Origin of the sequence: uncultured Pseudomonas sp. (assembly GCF_913777995.1) — a bacterium.
Lineage (GTDB): Bacteria > Pseudomonadota > Gammaproteobacteria > Pseudomonadales > Pseudomonadaceae > Aquipseudomonas.
The window spans coordinates 57,046-72,123 of record NZ_CAJYVE010000014.1; the positions used below are offsets into that span (position 1 = coordinate 57,046).

Sequence of the window (15,078 nt, forward strand, 5' to 3'; positions counted from 1 at the left end):
CCGCCCTCCCCGACTGAAGCCGCTCAACAGGAGCGGCTTCAGTCACGAAAAGCATCCCGGCTGATCTCAGGCCGTTCCGCGATGCAAGGTCGCCAGGAACCCGGCTGCGCCGACGAACAGGCTGGCGAAGGTGCGGTTCAGGCGCTTCTGCTGGCGCGGGGTCCTGAGCAGGCGCAGGACCCTCGACGCCAGGCCGGTGTAGCCGGCCATGACCAGCGAATCCACGGCGACCATGGTCAGGGTGATGATCAGGTATTGGGCCAGCAGCGGCGCGCTCGGGTCGATGAACTGCGGCAGGATGGCCAGCATGAACACCAGCGCCTTGGGGTTGCTGATGTTGACCAGAAAGCCGCGCAGCACCAGCGTGAGAGGACGGCCAATGGGGCGCTCGGCTGAGTCCTGGCTGAGTTCGGCAGGCTGCGCGCGCCACTGCCGCACGCCGAGGTAGATCAGGTACAGCACACCGAACCACTTGATCAGGTTGAAGGCCAGTTCCGAGGCAGCCAGCACCGCTCCCAGACCCGCCGCCACGATGCCGATCTGCACCACCAGCGCCACCTGCAGGCCCAAGGCATTCCAGTAGCCACGCCAGAAGCCGTACTGCAGGCCGCAGGACATCGAGGCAATCGCCCCGGCCCCCGGCGAAAGACTGATTACCCAGCAGGCGGCAAAGAAGGCCAGCCATGTTTCAAGCGTCATCGCACACCTCGATTCGATTCGGATGCCCGTAACGTTATGCCCAATCGGCAAAGGTGACCAGATGTTTATCAGGGCGCTGCCGACCGCCGCACAAGGCAGGCCGGCGGAGGATCATTTCGCTTCGGCAGAGGGCCGGTCGGCAATGACCTGGGGAATCACGTCAGTACCCCGCCAGCGCCGCACGGCCTTCTGGAAGAACTGGCTGTTGGGCACCTGCACCAGCGCACCGCCCTGCTCGGGCAGCTCGATGAGGGTGGTGAACATCAGGTTGATCGCGGTGACCCGGCCCTTCACCCCCGGCTTGTCCAGGGTATCGACCAGTTCCACCACGTCACCGATACGGAACGGCCCGATGGTGAAGATCATCACCGCGCAAAGCAGGTTGGACAGCACGCTCCACATGGCGAAGAACGCCACGGCCGCCACGGCCACGAAGCCGGACAGTGCGGTCCACAGCACCGTGGCCGAAACACCGAGGCGACCCAGCACGATGACGAAGGCGCTGCCCATGATGAACCAGCGCAAACCGCCTCGCACCGGCATCAGCAGCTCCGGCGGCAACGGATAACGCTCGCCCAGGCGGGTCAGAAACCGTCCTACCACGCGCTGGATCAGGTAACCCGCCAGCAGGATCAGAAGGGTCTGTACGCCCAGCCAGATCGGCTCGATCCAGTGAGCGTCCACGGTCCATCCGAATACTTCCATCACCTCACGCCTCGCTTACGACAATGCTTCCAGCTCGGCCTGCATGGTTTCCAGCACCTCCAGTGCTTCCATCCAGCCCTCTTCCAGCTCGGCCTCGCGGCCTTTGAGCCTGGCCTGTTCTGACAACAGCTCGCGCAGTTTGTCCTTGCTGGCCGCCTCGTAGATGGCGCTGTCGGCCAGGCCCTGCTCGATGACCGCGAGCTTTTCCTGCACCTGGCCCAGCTCCTGCTCCAGTTTTTCGGCCTTGCGCTTGTGCGGCGCCAGTTGCTGGCGCAGCGCAGCGGCCTGCTGACGCTGGGCTTTCTTGTCAGTCTTGTCGGCATTGGCCGGCGCATTGCTGACCGGCGCATTGCGCTGACGGTAATCGGCCAGCCAGCGGGTGTAGTCGTCCAGGTCACCGTCGAACTCTTCGACCCGGCCGTCGGCGACCAACAGGAAGTTGTCGGTGGTGCTCTTGAGCAGGTGCCGGTCGTGGGACACCACCAGTACCGCGCCACTGAATTCCTGCAAGGCCATAGTCAGCGCCAGACGCATTTCCAAGTCGAGGTGGTTGGTCGGTTCGTCGAGCAACAGCAGGTTGGGCTTTTCCCAGGCAATCAGCGCCAGAGCCAGGCGCGCCTTCTCGCCACCAGAGAAGTTCACCACCGGCTCTTCCAGGCGCGGGCCGCGGAAGTCGAAGCCACCGAGGAAATCACGCAGGGTCTGCTCGCGCTCGGTCGGCGCCAGACGCTGCAGGTGCAGCAACGGGTTGGCCTTGGCATCCAGCGAGTCGAGCTGGTGCTGGGCAAAGTAACCCACGGAAAGGTTTTCCCCGGCCTGCAGGCGGCCAGCGAGCGGCTGCAGCTCACCGGCGAGGTTCTTGATGAGTGTCGACTTGCCTGCACCGTTGGGGCCCAGCAGGCCGATGCGCGCCCCGGGTGCCAGTTGCAGCTTGACCTTCTCGAGGATGACCTTGTCGCCATAGCCGAGGCGACCTTCGGACAGGTCGAGCAGCGGCCGGGACAGCTTGTCCGACTCGCGGAAGGTGAAATTGAACGGCGAGTCCACGTGGGCGGCGGAGAGTTCTTCCATGCGCTCCAGAGCCTTGATGCGGCTCTGGGCCTGGCGCGCCTTGGTGGCCTGAGCCTTGAAGCGCGCAATGTACTTTTCCATGTGCGCACGTTGCGCCTGCTGCTTTTCGTAAGCCTGTTGCTGCTGCGCCAGGCGTTCGGCGCGTGCACGCTCGAAGGCGCTGTAGCCACCACGGTAAAGGATGATCTTGCGCTGCTCGACGTGGGCGACATGGTCGACCACCGCATCGAGGAAGTCGCGGTCGTGGGAGATCAGCAGCAAGGTGCCGGGGTAGCCTTTGAGCCAGTCTTCCAGCCAGAGGATGGCGTCGAGGTCCAGGTGGTTGGTCGGTTCGTCGAGCAGCAGCAGGTCAGAGGGGCACATCAGGGCCTGGGCCAGGTTCAGGCGCATCCGCCAGCCACCGGAGAAACTGCCGACCTGGCGCTCCATCTGATCGTTGCTGAAGCCCAGGCCAGCCAGCAACTTGCGGGCACGGGCGTCGGCGGTATAGCCGTCGGCGCTGTCGAACTCGGCGTGCAGGCGCGCCAGGGCGGTGCCGTCCTGAGCCGCCTCGGCTTCGGCCAGCTGGCGCTGGATCTCACGCAGGCGCACGTCACCGTCGAGGACGTAGTCGACACCCAGGCGCTCCAGGGTATCGACCTCCTGGCGCATGTGTGCGATACGCCAGTCGGCGGGCAGCCGGCAGTCCCCGGAATCCGGATGCAACTCACCACGCAGCAGGGCGAACAGGCTGGATTTTCCGGCGCCGTTGGCACCGATGAGGCCGACTTTCTGGCCGGCGTGCAGGGTCAGTTCAGCGCCTTCTAGCAGACGCTGCGGACCACGCTGTAAGGTAAGGTTTTCAATTCGAATCATGATGGCGGCGGAGTCTACCAGCTTCGTCCCGGACAGGTGGACCACTATGCCTGCGGATCTATGGAGTTTCACCCTCGATTTCTACGCCCGGCCAGGTGTCGAACAAGCCTGCCTGAGACTGCAGGACGAAGGTGCCGACGTGTGCCTGCTGCTGTGTGGCGTATGGCTGGGTAAACGGGGCGTGGCCTGCACGCCACTACGGGTCGACGCGCTCGTCGCGCTGGCCGGGCCCTGGCAGGCCGACGTGGTGACGCCGCTGCGCGGCTTACGCCGGCAATGGCGCGCGGCGGCGCAGCAAGACAGTGCACTGGCTGACCTGCGTGAGCAACTCAAGACACTGGAGTTACAGGCGGAACGGCAACTGTTGGCGCGTCTGCAGCAGTTGACCAGGGAGTGGCCTATCGACGAAGCGGCGGATGTGCAGGACTGGCTGCGGACCTTGTGCGGCCCGCAAGCCTGCCAGGAGCACGACGCACTGCAGAGGCTGTGCGCCGCGCTCGAACACGCCGGGGGGCAAGCTTAAGCGTTGCTGCCTGGCGTAGCGCTGTTGGCTGCCGCAGGGGTCGCGGCCGGAGTGGTCTCTGGCTTGCTGGCCGCAGGGGCGGTAGCGGCTGGCGCCTGGGAGGCAGCGGGTTTGGCTGGTACCTTGGCAGCGGCAGGCTTGGCAGCAGCAGCTTTGGCCGGCGCCTTGGCGGCGGCAGGCTTGGCAGCAGCGGCTTTGGCCGGGGCCTTGGCGGCAGCGGGCTTGGCAGCAGCAGCTTTGGCCGGCGCCTTGGCGGCTGCAGGCTTGGCAGCAGCGACTTTGGCTGGGGCTTTGGCGGCGGCGGCTTTGACTGGAGCCTTGGCAGCGGCAGGCTTGGCGGCGGCAGCTTTGGCCGGCGCCTTGGCGGCAACTGGTTTGGCGGCAGCAGCTTTGGCCGGCGCCTTGGCAGCGGCAGGCTTGGCCGCAGCAGCTTTGGTCGGCGCCTTGGCGGCAGCAGGCTTGGCCGCAGCGACTTTGGCCGGTGCCTTGGCAGCAGCAGGCTTGGCGGCAGCGACTTTGGCCGGTGCCTTGGCGGCAGCAGGCTTGGCAGCAGCGGCTTTGGCCGGTGCCTTGGCAGCAGGCTTGACCTCACGGCTGCTGAGCACCTTGCCAACAGCCTCCTGCACGCGGCCAACGCCCTGTGCCAGCTTCAGGCTTTCCTGCACATCGCGCTTGAGATGCTGAATGTAGGTACGGGTTTCGCTCTGACGATCCTTCAGCGAATCGAGCAGGGCTTCAAGTTCGTCGACAGCGGATCTGGCCTTGGTCTGGGCCTTGGTCTTGCCGGCAGCGGCGGCATCCTGAATTTTGGTACGCGACTTGTGCAGTTTTTCCTGCGCCTTGACGCGTTGTTTTTCCAGCTTGGCGAGGAGTTTCTCGGCATCGGCCAGGGCTTGTGCGCAAGCCTCTTCCAGATGCTCAAGCAGGCTTCCCGACAGTTGTTGGAGCAAATGCAATGGAGTTTTTACGGGCTTCTTCTTGGCCGACATGATTTACCTCCTGACTGACGAAATTGCGGCCCATACTAGACCTCTGCCTGAAGCGCCGCTAGCTCATCTTGACAGCATTGCAAGTGCGCCGTTGCAGTGTGCGTCCATGGTTTTTGCAAGCCCATGTAGAAACAGCAAAATTTCACCTTGCCGGCGTGCTCATCTCGGCGGACTGCACTGGCATAATCCGCAAGTCACCGATCACTCGGTACCTGTGGACACCCCACGGGTTCCCCACATTTCCGGCCGGAGAGCCTTCATGCCGCGCTACCTGCTATTGCCGCTGTTTCTGCTGACGCCCCTGGCCCAGGCGGCGCAAACCGCTCCTTCCAGCGATGCCCATGACCTCGCCTACAGCCTGGGCGCGAGCCTGGGTGAGCGCATGCGCCAGGAAGTCCCGGACCTCGACCTGGCCGCGCTCATCGAAGGCTTGAAGCAGTCCTACCAAGGCAAGCCCCTGGCGCTCAAGCAAGAGCGCATCGACAAGATTCTCGCCGATCACGATGCCGCCATGACCCAGGCCGAAGCAGCGGGCACCGACTCGCAGACCGAAGCCGCACTGGCCGCCGAGCGTAAGTTCATGGACGCGGAAAAAACCAAGCCGGGCGTGAAGGAACTGGCCGACGGCATCCTGATGACCGAGCTGGTCAAGGGCAGCGGCCCGCACCCGGATGCCAATGGCCGGGTGCAGGTGCAATATGTCGGGCGCCTGCCAGACGGCACGGTGTTCGACCAGAGCAGCCAGCCGCAGTGGTTTCGTCTGGACAGCGTGATCAGTGGCTGGACCACGGCCCTGCAGAACATGCCGGTAGGCGCCAAATGGCGGCTGGTAATCCCTTCGGCACAGGCCTACGGTGCCGAAGGCGCAGGCGACCTGATCGACCCGTTCACCCCGCTGGTGTTCGAGATCGAGCTGCTGGCGGTCGGGCATTGAGCCAACGGCAGAAGGTCGCAGGCAAAAATGATGCACGGAGCGGCTTGAGCCGCGAACAGCTTCCCGGCTGAAGCCGGTGCCATCCGTGCTTCGTGGCGCGCCGTTCAACGGCCAGGAGCGGCTGAGTTCCTGCCATGAAAAAAGGGTGCGTTCGCACCCTTTCCTTCAACACCCAGGCCTGTCAGGCGGTGGCGCTGGCCTCTTCGCGATGAGCGTTGTGCAACACCTCGATCAGGCAGTCTTCAAGTTCGAAACGCTCGTGCAACAGTCCACCGAGCTTCTTGAAGTCACTGGCGCAATCGGACGAATCACGCTTGTCGCAACGATCGTTGAATGCCAGCGCGAACTGCGTGATGACCTCCAGACGGGGAAACAGGGTATCGGCCAGTTCCAGGCCGCGCTCGTCATTGAACGCCTTGGCCTCGTCGCTCAGCTGTTCATAGACCTCGAAATGCCCCGCTGATACATAGTCGACCAGCAACTGGCAGAAACGCTGCTTGGCCTTGTGGTCGCCAAGCGAGGCAGGCGCCCCGCCCAGTGCATCGTAGGCCTTGATCAGTTCATGGCGCTCATGAAGCCAGCGATCGATCAGCAGATTGACCCCGCCCCAACGCTCCTGAGCATTCTCACAGCTTTCCAGCATGATGTTCTCTCTTCCCTTCAGGGGCTGCAGTCCTGTTGCGACCCCAAGGCTTGTCGCAGCCTTGTGAGCCGAGCCTGAATGGCGTCATGACGGCGAACTTCCGTGACGCATGCGAGCCAGATTATGCCCGCAAGGAAGGGTCATCAAGTTCGAAGGGCGATAAAGTTCATACGGACGTTTGATCCCGACGCCTTACCCGGCGCGCAACCTGCCCGGAAAGGGCATACAGGCCGGGCAGCATCAATGCGATGAACAGCAACAGGCTCCACTCCGGCAGGCTGATGCCGAACAGCGACCAGTTGATCTCGGCGCAGTGCAGTAACTCGGCATGCAGGTCGCCCGAGGACGCCGGCAGGATCCGCTCCAGCATGCCCAGCGCCAGGCCTTTTTCCTCCAGCGCAGAGGTCTGCAGCCAGACCTGCGCCCCCGCCACACCGGATCCCGCCAGGGCGGCCAGCAACAACGACAGGGCGTAGAGATTCCAGCCGCGGGCGGCGGGGCGATGCAGGCAGGCCACCAGACAGATCAGCGCACAGCCGGCCAGCAACACACGCTGCCAGCGGCACAGCATGCAGGGCTCCAGGCCGACTGCGTATTGCAGGTAGAACGCCGCGCCCAGCGACAACACGCTCGCGATGAAGCCGAGGAAAAGCAGAACGCGCGTGCGAGCCAGCTGCATGGCAAATCCGTTACAGAGAGGAAAGGCCGCTACGGTAGAGGAAAGCGCCCGCAGCTTTCAAGGCAGGACACTACCGATGCATCGCTGAATACAAAAGGAAAAATACACATACAAAATCAGCATTTTTACTTTGCAGTGTAGGAATGGGCTGAAGCCGAAGTGAGAGCAGGGCTGCCAATGCGGCACATCGACGCAGGGCCGGCGACCGGCCCTGCGTCGATGATTCAGGCGCGGTTCAGCGCCGGAAGCGGGCGCGCCAACAGGCGCTCGTCGAGCATGCCCAGGCCTTGCTGGAACAGCTGGTTGCTGCGCTCGGTTTCGCCCAGCTGGGCCAGCAGGCGCGCCAGCTCGGCGCAGGTTTCCGGGTTGGGCTGCAGACGCAGGCTGCTTTCCAGATAATCCCGGGCCTTGCCCCACAGGCGTCCCTGCAGGCAGATACGCCCCAGGGTCAGCAGCAGGCTGGGGTCATCGGCGTGCGCCTTCAACCAGCCCTCGGCCGCCTGCAACTGCCGGGAATTGTCAGCGCCTCGCACCAGCCCGTACAAGCGCGCCAGATGGCTGTCATAGCCGCGCTTGAGTGCGGCGCGCAACACTTCTTCAGCTTGCGCCTCGGCGCCCAGGCGGCGCAGTTGCTCGGCATAGGCCAGCACCAGTGCGGGCTCCTGGCGCTGTGCGGAACTCAGGGCCTTCCAGGCCTGGTCCAGCGCGGCCAGGCCAGTTGCCTGCGCACCCTCGCCTTCACGCCAGGGCGCCAGGCTGAGGTTCTGCCCCCAGGCACGCCGCTCCAGTTCGGCCAGCTCGGCTGGCGGCAGGACCTTGTCCTTGCGCAGTTCAGGCATCAGGCGGATCAGCGCCGACCAGTCACCACGCACCTGGTGCAGGCGCTGCAACTGGCGCAGCACCTGAGGGTTGTGCGGGTGGCGTTCATGCATGGCCGTGAGGGTCACCAGGGCGCCGTCGGTGTCGCCGCGATCCTGCTGCAGCTGAGCATGGCTCAGGGCAATGGCCAGTTCGGCCTGAGGCTGGCGCTGCAGGGCGCGCTCCAGCAGGGTGTCGCACTCCTCGTAACGGCCCTGTTCGTTGGCGGCCCGGGCCGCGCCGAGGTAATAGAGCAGCGGCTGCGGATCGGCCTCGGCAGCACGCTGCAGATGACGCTGGGCGCTGGCCCAGCGGCCTTCGGCCAAGTCCATCTGCCCCTGGGAGACGGCCATTTGCACACGACGCCGACGGTTGCGCCGCGACCATGGATTGACCAACCCGCCCGAGGTGGTCAGCAGGCCGATCAGCCCGCGTACCACGACCACCAGCAGCCACACGAGCAGCAGCAGCCCCAGCGCCGCCCACAGGCTCGATTCGAAACGGAAGCTCTGGTAGGAAATCAGCACGTAACCGGCGTGCTCGGCCATGGCCACGCCAATCAGCGCGGCCACGGCAATGGCGATGAACAGCAGGACATAGAAGCGTTTCATGGGCTGGTCCCCCGCTGCGTCTGGGCCGGCTGCGAAGCCGCATGACGGCGTTCGAGATAGGCTTGCACGGCGCTCAGGCTCTGCGCCAGATCCGGGGTCACCACCGAAACGGGCTTGTCGGCCAGGCTGGCCAGGCCGTCCGCCAACGCCTTGCTCTGCGGGTTGTCCTTGTTGAAGTTGGCGTCCAGCACGCTACGCGCCTGGGCCACGGCCTTCTTGTAGACCTCGGCCTCGCCGTTCAATGCCGCCCATTGCGCCTGCTCCAGCGCCAGGCTCAGGGCCAGACGGACCTGCTGCAGGCTCTGGCCAGCCAGTACGGGGCGGATGTCCTTGTCAGCATTGAAGTCGATGCGCACGTAATGCGAGATCTGGTCCCACCAGCGCGACCAGTAGCTATCCTCGTGTGGGCCGGAGGTCAGGCCCAGCAGCGACTCGCCCTTGTCCTGATATTCCGGCGCCAAGGCATTGAGCTGCTCGGCCTGCTCGCGCAGCGCCGCCAACTGCAGGAACAGGCCGGTACGGTCAGGCTGCTGGACACTGTGCAACGCAGCCAGGCTGCGCGCCAGCTGCTCCCGGGCGGCGAAAGCGCCCGGGTCGTCCTGCTCGCGAAGGATGTCGTCGGCGCCCTGCACCAGCGCACGGGCGCTGTTGATGTCCTGCAGGGCGGAAAGACGCAGACTGGCCAGGCGCAGCAGGTGTTCGGCCTCGGCCAGGCGCCAGTCCTTGCGGCTGGCACCGAGCACGGTTTCCAGGCGCTGGCTCAGACGCTGCTGGTCGCCTTGCAACTGGGCTACCAGGCGACGGCTGTCTTCGATCTGGTCGGCCGGCGGGAACTGCGCCAGCCGGGCGTTGAGTTGCTGATCGCTGCGGGCCAGCGCCAGCGTCTGCTCGGCGATGTCCTGGACCTGGCTGCGCTGCTGCAGGTGCCCGGCCTGGAGCATGCGCAACTGCCATACCCCCCAGCCGGCCACACCCACACCGGCGATGCCCAGTAGCAGGGCCAGCACCGCCAGGCCACTGGCACGGTTACCCGGACGTTCGGGGCCAGGCGTCGCTGCCGGTGTCTTAGACAGCGTGACTTCATCTTTGGGCAAGGCTGTTTCGCTCACGTATCCATCCTTTGCAGTTAGGCGCCTTCAGAGACGCTACTTCTTCGATCAGTCCGCCTGAGCGGGTACAGGAGTCACCTGCAATGCGCCCAGCAGGGCTGCGCTGCTGGCGCCACGGCAATCGACCACATGACGGGCGCCAGCGGCACGCGCCAGCTCGGCAACCCTGGGGCTTGGCACGAACAGCGGCAGATCGGCCAGCTCGGGCCACGACGCACCCGCCAGCTGCAGCAGATGCTCCAGACCCTGCCCACTGCTGACCACCAGGCCGTTCAAGCGTTCCCCCCTCACCCGCTGCAGCAAGGCGCCAGGCGGGTAGTCGGGCAGATAACGGCGGTACAGCGACAGGTACTCGACCTTCACACCTTGCTCACGCAACTGCTCGGCCATCCATTCGCGGCCACCTTCACCGCGCATGATTAACACACGGCTTCCCGGTATGGCGATTGCCTTTTGCAACGCAGGCACTTCCACCAGCGCTTCGCTGTCATCACCCTGCGTCGACCAGCTGACATCGATCAGGCCGTAGTCGAGCAGGATCTGGCCGGTGCCCGCACCCACGCAGAACCAGGGTTGTAGCGGCGGTTGTGGCCAGATTTCATCCAGCAGTTCTACGGCCAGCCGCGCCGCCGGCTTGCTGACCACGATCACCGCCTGGAAGGTCATCAGGTCGAACACCAGCGACCGCTGCGCATCGCTGAGCGGCAGCGGCGCGGTTTCCAGCAGCGGTAGGCTGCGGCAGGCGACACCGGCCTGCGCCAGCACCTGGGCCACGGCTGCCGACTCCTGCGCCGGGCGGGTCAGCAGCAGACGCCAGCCGCTCATGGCTCGCGAGACTCGCCATACACGGCCTGCAGGATGCGCCCGGCGCCCTGGGCCAGCAGTGCCTCGGCCACTTCCACCCCAAGAGCCTGCGCCGCATCCCTGGAAGCCCGCGCCTCGGCACGCAGCAGTAGGCCGCCCTGAGGCTCGCCGACCAGGCCCCGCAACCACAGCTGCTCCCCTTCGAGTACGGCGTAGCAGGCGATGGGCACCTGGCAGCCGCCATTGAGATGACGGTTGAGCGCCCGCTCGGCCATGACCCGTACGGCGGTGTCAGCATGGTGCAAGGGAGCCAGCAGCGCGTGCACTTCAGCATCGGCACTGCGGCATTCGATGCCCACTGCGCCCTGGCCACCCGCAGGCAGGCTGTTCTCGATACTCAGGCTGGCGGTGATGCGCGACTCGAAGCCCAGGCGGATCAGCCCGGCAGCGGCCAGGATGATGGCGTCGTATTCACCGGCATCGAGCTTGGCCAGGCGCGTATTCACGTTGCCACGCAGGAACTGGATCTTCAGGTCCGGACGCAATGCCAGCAACTGCGCCTGACGACGCAAGCTGGAAGTGCCGACGACACTGCCCGCCGGCAACGCATCAAGGCTGGAAAAACGATTGGAAACGAAGGCATCGCGCGGGTCTTCGCGCTCGCAGATGCAGAACAGCCCCAGACCCTGCGGGAACTCCATGGGTACATCCTTCATGGAGTGCACGGCGATGTCGGCCTGGTCTTCCAGCAGGGCGGTCTCCAGTTCCTTGACGAAAAGGCCCTTGCCGCCGATTTTCGACAGCGGCGAATCAAGCAGCTTGTCGCCGCGACTGACCATGGGCACCAACGTCACCCGCAACCCGGGGTGTGCCTGTTCGAGACGGGCCTTGACGTACTCGGCCTGCCAGAGGGCCAACGCGCTTTTGCGGGTGGCGATGCGGATTTCGCGAATGGACATGAATCGATCCGTACTGGAGGTAAAGACCGCGGATGATAACAGTTCGGCCGTAGCGGCTTGAGTGCTGCCGGCAAACTCCGCCAGAGCCACTGATACACGTCAAGGAACAGGCCAGGCGCAGCCGGTACGGTCAGACGCAGCGGCACCGTCTGTGTTCCGACGCTTACCTGGGATCGGGTTTGGACGATAACCGACAGGTGCCGAAAGCGCTTTGTTGAAAACAGCGTTGAAATGCCGATTCACGCCAGAGGGCGCGGACGAACTGCAGATCGTCCGCCTGGCCTCAGAGTTGTTGCATCATTTTGCGAACCCCCGCCACATGGCGGCGGCTGACGACCAGGGCATCGCCATTGAGCCCCTTGAGAAACAGCTGGAAATGCCCCAAGGGGGTACGCTGCAGACGCTCGATGCGCTCACGGGCCACCAGCGCGTTGCGGTGGATGCGCACGAAACGGTTGCCGAACTCGTCTTCCAGTGCCTTGAGCGGCTCGTCGAGCAACACTTCGCCGCCCTCGTGACGCAAGGTCACGTACTTGTGGTCGGCAATGAAGTAGATCACCTGGTCCAGCGGAATCAGCTCGATCCCCTTGCGGGTCCTGGCGCTGATGTGGCTGCGCGGGCCATTGCCGCTTTCCGACGCGGGCCGGGTCATGGCCGCCAGTTGCACGCGGTTGGGACGCTCGGCCTTCTTCAGCGCCTCGGCAAGATGCTCCGGGCGCACCGGCTTGACCAGGTAGCCGACGGCACTGACCTGGAAAGCATCCAGGGCGAATTCATCGTGCGCTGTGCAGAACACCACGGCAGGCGGGGCTTCCCGCTCGCACAATCTGGCTGCGACCTGCAGGCCGTCGAGGCCTGGCATACGGATGTCCAGCAGCACGATATCCGGTTTGTGGCTGTCGATCAGCGCCAGGGCTTCTTCGCCATTGGCGGCGCTGGGTTCCAATACCCGATAGCCCTCGATTTCACCGACCATGCGGCTTAATCGTTCCCGGGCCAGGGGTTCGTCATCAACGATCAGGACATTCATATTGCTTTGGCTTCCTGCGTGAGTCTCGCACAAGGATAGCGTAGACAGGTGTAGTGACGACCGTCACGGCGCTCCACGCTCAGACTGGCGTGCGGGCCAAAAAGTGCCGTAATGCGCGCACCGATATTCAACAGGGCCTGTTGAGTGCCGTTGGACGTCTGCCTCGGGGCAACTTCGTCATAGGGATTGCTGACACACAATATGAACTCTCCCCCCTCGTAGTTCGCCTCGACCCGTACCACACCCCCTTCGACACGCGGAGCGATGCCATAGGTCAAGGCATTTTCCAGCAATGGCTGCAGCGTCAGCTGTGGAATCGGTACATCGTCCGCAATTGCACTGACCGCCCATTCCAACTGTAGACGTTCGCCGAGACGATATTGCTCGATCGACAAATATCTTCTGGCCAGGTCCAGTTCCTCGCGCCAGGTCACCAGGGTCCCGGGCCTCGCCAGGCTGGCGCGGAACAGGTCCGAGAGGTCGAGCACCGCCTGCTCGGCCTTGACCGGGTCGCTGGCCACCAGGCTGGCGATGCTGTTGAGCGTGTTGAACAGAAAATGCGGACGGATACGGGCCTGCAAAGCCTCGATCCGCGCCCGCGACTCGGCCTGCTGCTGCTGGCGCCACTGACTCTGCAGATAAAAGTAGCGCAACATCAAAGCAGACATGATCAGGGCGATCACCGCATAGCGGATGTAGCGCTCGACCCGGCCATCGAAGCTGATGCGCCCGGACAACTGGCAGATGTCGGTCACGGCGGTGCAAAGCAAGGTCAGAACCACCACCAGCAGGCAGCCCAGCAGCCCCGCCAGGCCGCTCGGAAGGCGCGCCAGCCAGGGGCGCAACCCGCACAGCACGGCGGCCGAGAGCAGCACGATCCATTGCACGAACAGTGACATCAGTGCCACGCGCACCCAGGGAAATCCCTCAGGCATGGGTTCGACGAGGATCAGCGCCAGCACCAGCAGCTCGGCGAGCAGCACCAGTACCAGCAGCGCCTGGGGCAGGCACAGTTCAGGCAGGAAGAAGTCTTTCTCGGCCGCAGTCTTGTCTTTTTCGATCGTCATGGTGCCCTCGCGCAGGCCCCCAGTCTCGACCCGCCCGGTCGGAGCGGCAAGCGCCTCAAGGATAAAAACACGCCATCCTGCTATGATCGACGCACTTTGTACCCCTAGAGCCGAGCAACGAGCGAAACCATGAGCACCGACAAGACCAATCAGTCCTGGGGCGGCCGTTTCAGTGAGCCCGTCGACGCCTTCGTCGCGCGTTTCACCGCCTCCGTCAACTTCGACCAGCGCCTGTACCGCCACGACATCATGGGCTCCATTGCCCATGCCACCATGCTGGCGCAGGTCGGCGTGCTGACCGAGGCCGAGCGCGACACCATCATCGACGGCCTGAAGACCATCCAGGGCGAGATCGAGGCGGGTCAGTTCGAGTGGCGTGTCGACCTCGAAGACGTGCACATGAACATCGAAGCGCGGCTGACCGACCGCATCGGCATCACCGGCAAGAAACTGCACACCGGGCGCAGCCGCAACGACCAGGTCGCCACCGACATCCGCTTGTGGCTGCGTGACGAAATCGACCTGATCCTCGGCGAAATCACCCGCCTGCAGAAGGGCCTGCTGGAGCAGGCCGAGCGCGAAGCCGAAACCATCATGCCCGGCTTCACTCACCTGCAGACCGCCCAGCCGGTCACCTTCGGCCACCACCTGCTGGCCTGGTTCGAAATGCTCAGCCGCGACTACGAGCGCCTGGTCGACTGCCGCAAGCGCGTCAACCGCATGCCCCTGGGCAGCGCCGCACTGGCCGGCACCACCTACCCCATCGACCGCGAGCTGACCTGCCAGTTGCTGGGCTTCGAAGCGGTCAGTGGCAACTCGCTGGACGGCGTGTCGGACCGTGACTTCGCCATCGAATTCTGCGCCGCCGCCTCGCTGGCGATGATGCACCTGTCGCGGTTCTCCGAAGAACTGGTACTGTGGACCAGCGCACAGTTCCAGTTCGTCGACCTGCCAGACCGTTTCTGCACCGGCAGCTCGATCATGCCGCAGAAGAAGAACCCCGACGTTCCGGAACTGGTGCGCGGCAAGAGCGGCCGCGTGTTCGGCGCCCTGACCGGCCTGCTGACCCTGATGAAAGGCCAGCCCCTGGCCTACAACAAGGACAACCAGGAAGACAAGGAGCCGCTGTTCGACGCCGCCGACACCCTGCGCGACTCGCTGCGCGCCTTCGCCGACATGGTGCCGGCCATCAAGCCGCGCCACGCGATCATGCGCGAAGCGGCACTGCGCGGTTTCTCCACCGCCACCGACCTGGCCGACTACCTGGTGCGTCGTGGCCTGCCGTTCCGCGATTGCCATGAAATCGTCGGCCATGCCGTGAAATACGGCGTAGACACCGGCAAGGACCTGGCGGAAATGAGCCTGGAAGAACTGCGCCAGTTCAGCGACCAGATCGACGAAGACGTGTTCGCCGTGCTGACCCTTGAAGGCTCGGTCAACGCCCGCGACCACATCGGCGGTACCGCGCCAGCCCAGGTTCGCGCCGCCGTGGCGCGCGGCCAGGCACTGCTCGCCGCTCGCTGACCCACGCTTCGCGGCTGA

General features: G+C 64.7%; 15 protein-coding genes. 3 read left to right on the plus strand and 12 right to left on the minus strand.

Translation table 11 applies throughout. From position 1 onward, the window contains the following. Positions 1 to 66: 66 nt before the first annotated feature. From QZ497_RS06130 to QZ497_RS06140, 3 genes are all read right to left on the minus strand, one after another. Complete coding sequence (locus QZ497_RS06130; protein ID WP_295472186.1) at positions 67 to 699, minus strand: LysE family transporter; 633 nt, start codon at positions 697 to 699, stop codon at positions 67 to 69. Positions 700 to 810: 111 nt separating this feature from the next. Then, the gene (locus QZ497_RS06135) at positions 811 to 1,404 is read right to left on the minus strand and encodes a mechanosensitive ion channel family protein (RefSeq protein WP_295472188.1); all 594 of its coding nucleotides are present in this window, start codon (positions 1,402 to 1,404) and stop codon (positions 811 to 813) included. A gap of 15 nt (positions 1,405 to 1,419) precedes the next feature. After that, positions 1,420 to 3,330, minus strand: a complete 1,911-nt coding sequence (locus tag QZ497_RS06140; RefSeq protein ID WP_295472191.1) for an ATP-binding cassette domain-containing protein — start codon at positions 3,328 to 3,330, stop codon at positions 1,420 to 1,422. Positions 3,331 to 3,376: 46 nt separating this feature from the next. Between QZ497_RS06140 and QZ497_RS06145 the strand changes: the two genes are divergently transcribed. Further along, on the plus strand, positions 3,377 to 3,853 hold the full coding sequence (locus tag QZ497_RS06145; RefSeq protein WP_295472193.1) for a TIGR02444 family protein: 477 nt from the start codon (positions 3,377 to 3,379) through the stop codon (positions 3,851 to 3,853). On the opposite strand, the gene QZ497_RS06150 is transcribed toward QZ497_RS06145, so the two are convergent. Continuing rightward, a complete protein-coding gene (locus tag QZ497_RS06150; RefSeq protein ID WP_295472195.1) occupies positions 3,850 to 4,842 on the minus strand; it encodes an AlgP family protein in 993 nt (330 codons plus the stop codon). The genes QZ497_RS06145 and QZ497_RS06150 overlap by 4 nt on opposite strands. Before the next feature lie 259 nt (positions 4,843 to 5,101). Between QZ497_RS06150 and QZ497_RS06155 the strand changes: the two genes are divergently transcribed. Then, positions 5,102 to 5,776 carry an FKBP-type peptidyl-prolyl cis-trans isomerase gene (locus tag QZ497_RS06155; protein ID WP_295472197.1) on the plus strand — a complete coding sequence of 225 codons (675 nt, stop codon included), beginning with the start codon at positions 5,102 to 5,104 and terminating at the stop codon, positions 5,774 to 5,776. A 181-nt stretch (positions 5,777 to 5,957) separates the two neighbouring features. On the opposite strand, the gene rsd is transcribed toward QZ497_RS06155, so the two are convergent. The 8 genes from rsd to QZ497_RS06195 form a co-directional block, all read right to left on the minus strand. Further along, positions 5,958 to 6,419, minus strand: a complete 462-nt coding sequence (gene rsd / locus QZ497_RS06160; protein WP_295472199.1) for a sigma D regulator — start codon at positions 6,417 to 6,419, stop codon at positions 5,958 to 5,960. 166 nt (positions 6,420 to 6,585) lie between these two features. Then, positions 6,586 to 7,098: a disulfide bond formation protein B gene (locus QZ497_RS06165; RefSeq protein ID WP_295472200.1), complete on the minus strand. Its 513-nt coding sequence runs from the start codon at positions 7,096 to 7,098 to the stop codon at positions 6,586 to 6,588. Positions 7,099 to 7,322: 224 nt separating this feature from the next. Then, entirely contained in the window at positions 7,323 to 8,567 is a 1,245-nt protein-coding gene (locus tag QZ497_RS06170; protein WP_295472202.1) for a heme biosynthesis protein HemY, read from the minus strand. Next, entirely contained in the window at positions 8,564 to 9,676 is a 1,113-nt protein-coding gene (locus tag QZ497_RS06175) for a uroporphyrinogen-III C-methyltransferase (RefSeq protein WP_295472204.1), read from the minus strand. Before QZ497_RS06175 ends, QZ497_RS06170 begins: the two co-directional genes overlap by 4 nt. A gap of 48 nt (positions 9,677 to 9,724) precedes the next feature. Next, positions 9,725 to 10,501: a uroporphyrinogen-III synthase gene (locus tag QZ497_RS06180; RefSeq protein WP_295472206.1), complete on the minus strand. Its 777-nt coding sequence runs from the start codon at positions 10,499 to 10,501 to the stop codon at positions 9,725 to 9,727. Next, the gene (hemC, locus tag QZ497_RS06185; RefSeq protein ID WP_295472207.1) at positions 10,498 to 11,439 is read right to left on the minus strand and encodes a hydroxymethylbilane synthase; all 942 of its coding nucleotides are present in this window, start codon (positions 11,437 to 11,439) and stop codon (positions 10,498 to 10,500) included. Before hemC ends, QZ497_RS06180 begins: the two co-directional genes overlap by 4 nt. Positions 11,440 to 11,722: 283 nt before the next feature. After that, positions 11,723 to 12,469 (minus strand): LytTR family DNA-binding domain-containing protein, encoded by a 747-nt coding sequence (locus tag QZ497_RS06190; RefSeq protein WP_295472209.1) that lies wholly within the window; start codon positions 12,467 to 12,469, stop codon positions 11,723 to 11,725. Then, a complete protein-coding gene (locus QZ497_RS06195) occupies positions 12,466 to 13,536 on the minus strand; it encodes a sensor histidine kinase (RefSeq protein WP_295472211.1) in 1,071 nt (356 codons plus the stop codon). The genes QZ497_RS06190 and QZ497_RS06195 overlap by 4 nt, the downstream gene beginning before the upstream one ends. Before the next feature lie 129 nt (positions 13,537 to 13,665). On the opposite strand from QZ497_RS06195, the gene argH reads away from it, so the two are divergent. Beyond that, complete coding sequence (argH, locus tag QZ497_RS06200) at positions 13,666 to 15,060, plus strand: argininosuccinate lyase (protein WP_295472213.1); 1,395 nt, start codon at positions 13,666 to 13,668, stop codon at positions 15,058 to 15,060. Positions 15,061 to 15,078 lie beyond the last annotated feature (18 nt).

Bases quoted from the DNA above. Each gene is read 5' to 3' on its own strand.
- QZ497_RS06150 (WP_295472195.1), bottom strand. From the start codon at position 4,842: ATGTCGGCCAAGAAGAAGCCCGTAAAAACTCCATTGCATTTGCTCCAA.
- argH (WP_295472213.1), top strand. From the start codon at position 13,666: ATGAGCACCGACAAGACCAATCAGTCCTGGGGCGGCCGTTTCAGTGAG.
- QZ497_RS06155 (WP_295472197.1), top strand. From the start codon at position 5,102: ATGCCGCGCTACCTGCTATTGCCGCTGTTTCTGCTGACGCCCCTGGCC.
- rsd (WP_295472199.1), bottom strand. From the start codon at position 6,419: ATGCTGGAAAGCTGTGAGAATGCTCAGGAGCGTTGGGGCGGGGTCAAT.
- QZ497_RS06135 (WP_295472188.1), bottom strand. From the start codon at position 1,404: ATGGAAGTATTCGGATGGACCGTGGACGCTCACTGGATCGAGCCGATC.
- QZ497_RS06195 (WP_295472211.1), bottom strand. From the start codon at position 13,536: ATGACGATCGAAAAAGACAAGACTGCGGCCGAGAAAGACTTCTTCCTG.
- QZ497_RS06145 (WP_295472193.1), top strand. From the start codon at position 3,377: ATGCCTGCGGATCTATGGAGTTTCACCCTCGATTTCTACGCCCGGCCA.
- QZ497_RS06165 (WP_295472200.1), bottom strand. From the start codon at position 7,098: ATGCAGCTGGCTCGCACGCGCGTTCTGCTTTTCCTCGGCTTCATCGCG.
- hemC (WP_295472207.1), bottom strand. From the start codon at position 11,439: ATGTCCATTCGCGAAATCCGCATCGCCACCCGCAAAAGCGCGTTGGCC.
- QZ497_RS06190 (WP_295472209.1), bottom strand. From the start codon at position 12,469: ATGAATGTCCTGATCGTTGATGACGAACCCCTGGCCCGGGAACGATTA.
- QZ497_RS06140 (WP_295472191.1), bottom strand. From the start codon at position 3,330: ATGATTCGAATTGAAAACCTTACCTTACAGCGTGGTCCGCAGCGTCTG.
- QZ497_RS06170 (WP_295472202.1), bottom strand. From the start codon at position 8,567: ATGAAACGCTTCTATGTCCTGCTGTTCATCGCCATTGCCGTGGCCGCG.
- QZ497_RS06180 (WP_295472206.1), bottom strand. From the start codon at position 10,501: ATGAGCGGCTGGCGTCTGCTGCTGACCCGCCCGGCGCAGGAGTCGGCA.
- QZ497_RS06130 (WP_295472186.1), bottom strand. From the start codon at position 699: ATGACGCTTGAAACATGGCTGGCCTTCTTTGCCGCCTGCTGGGTAATC.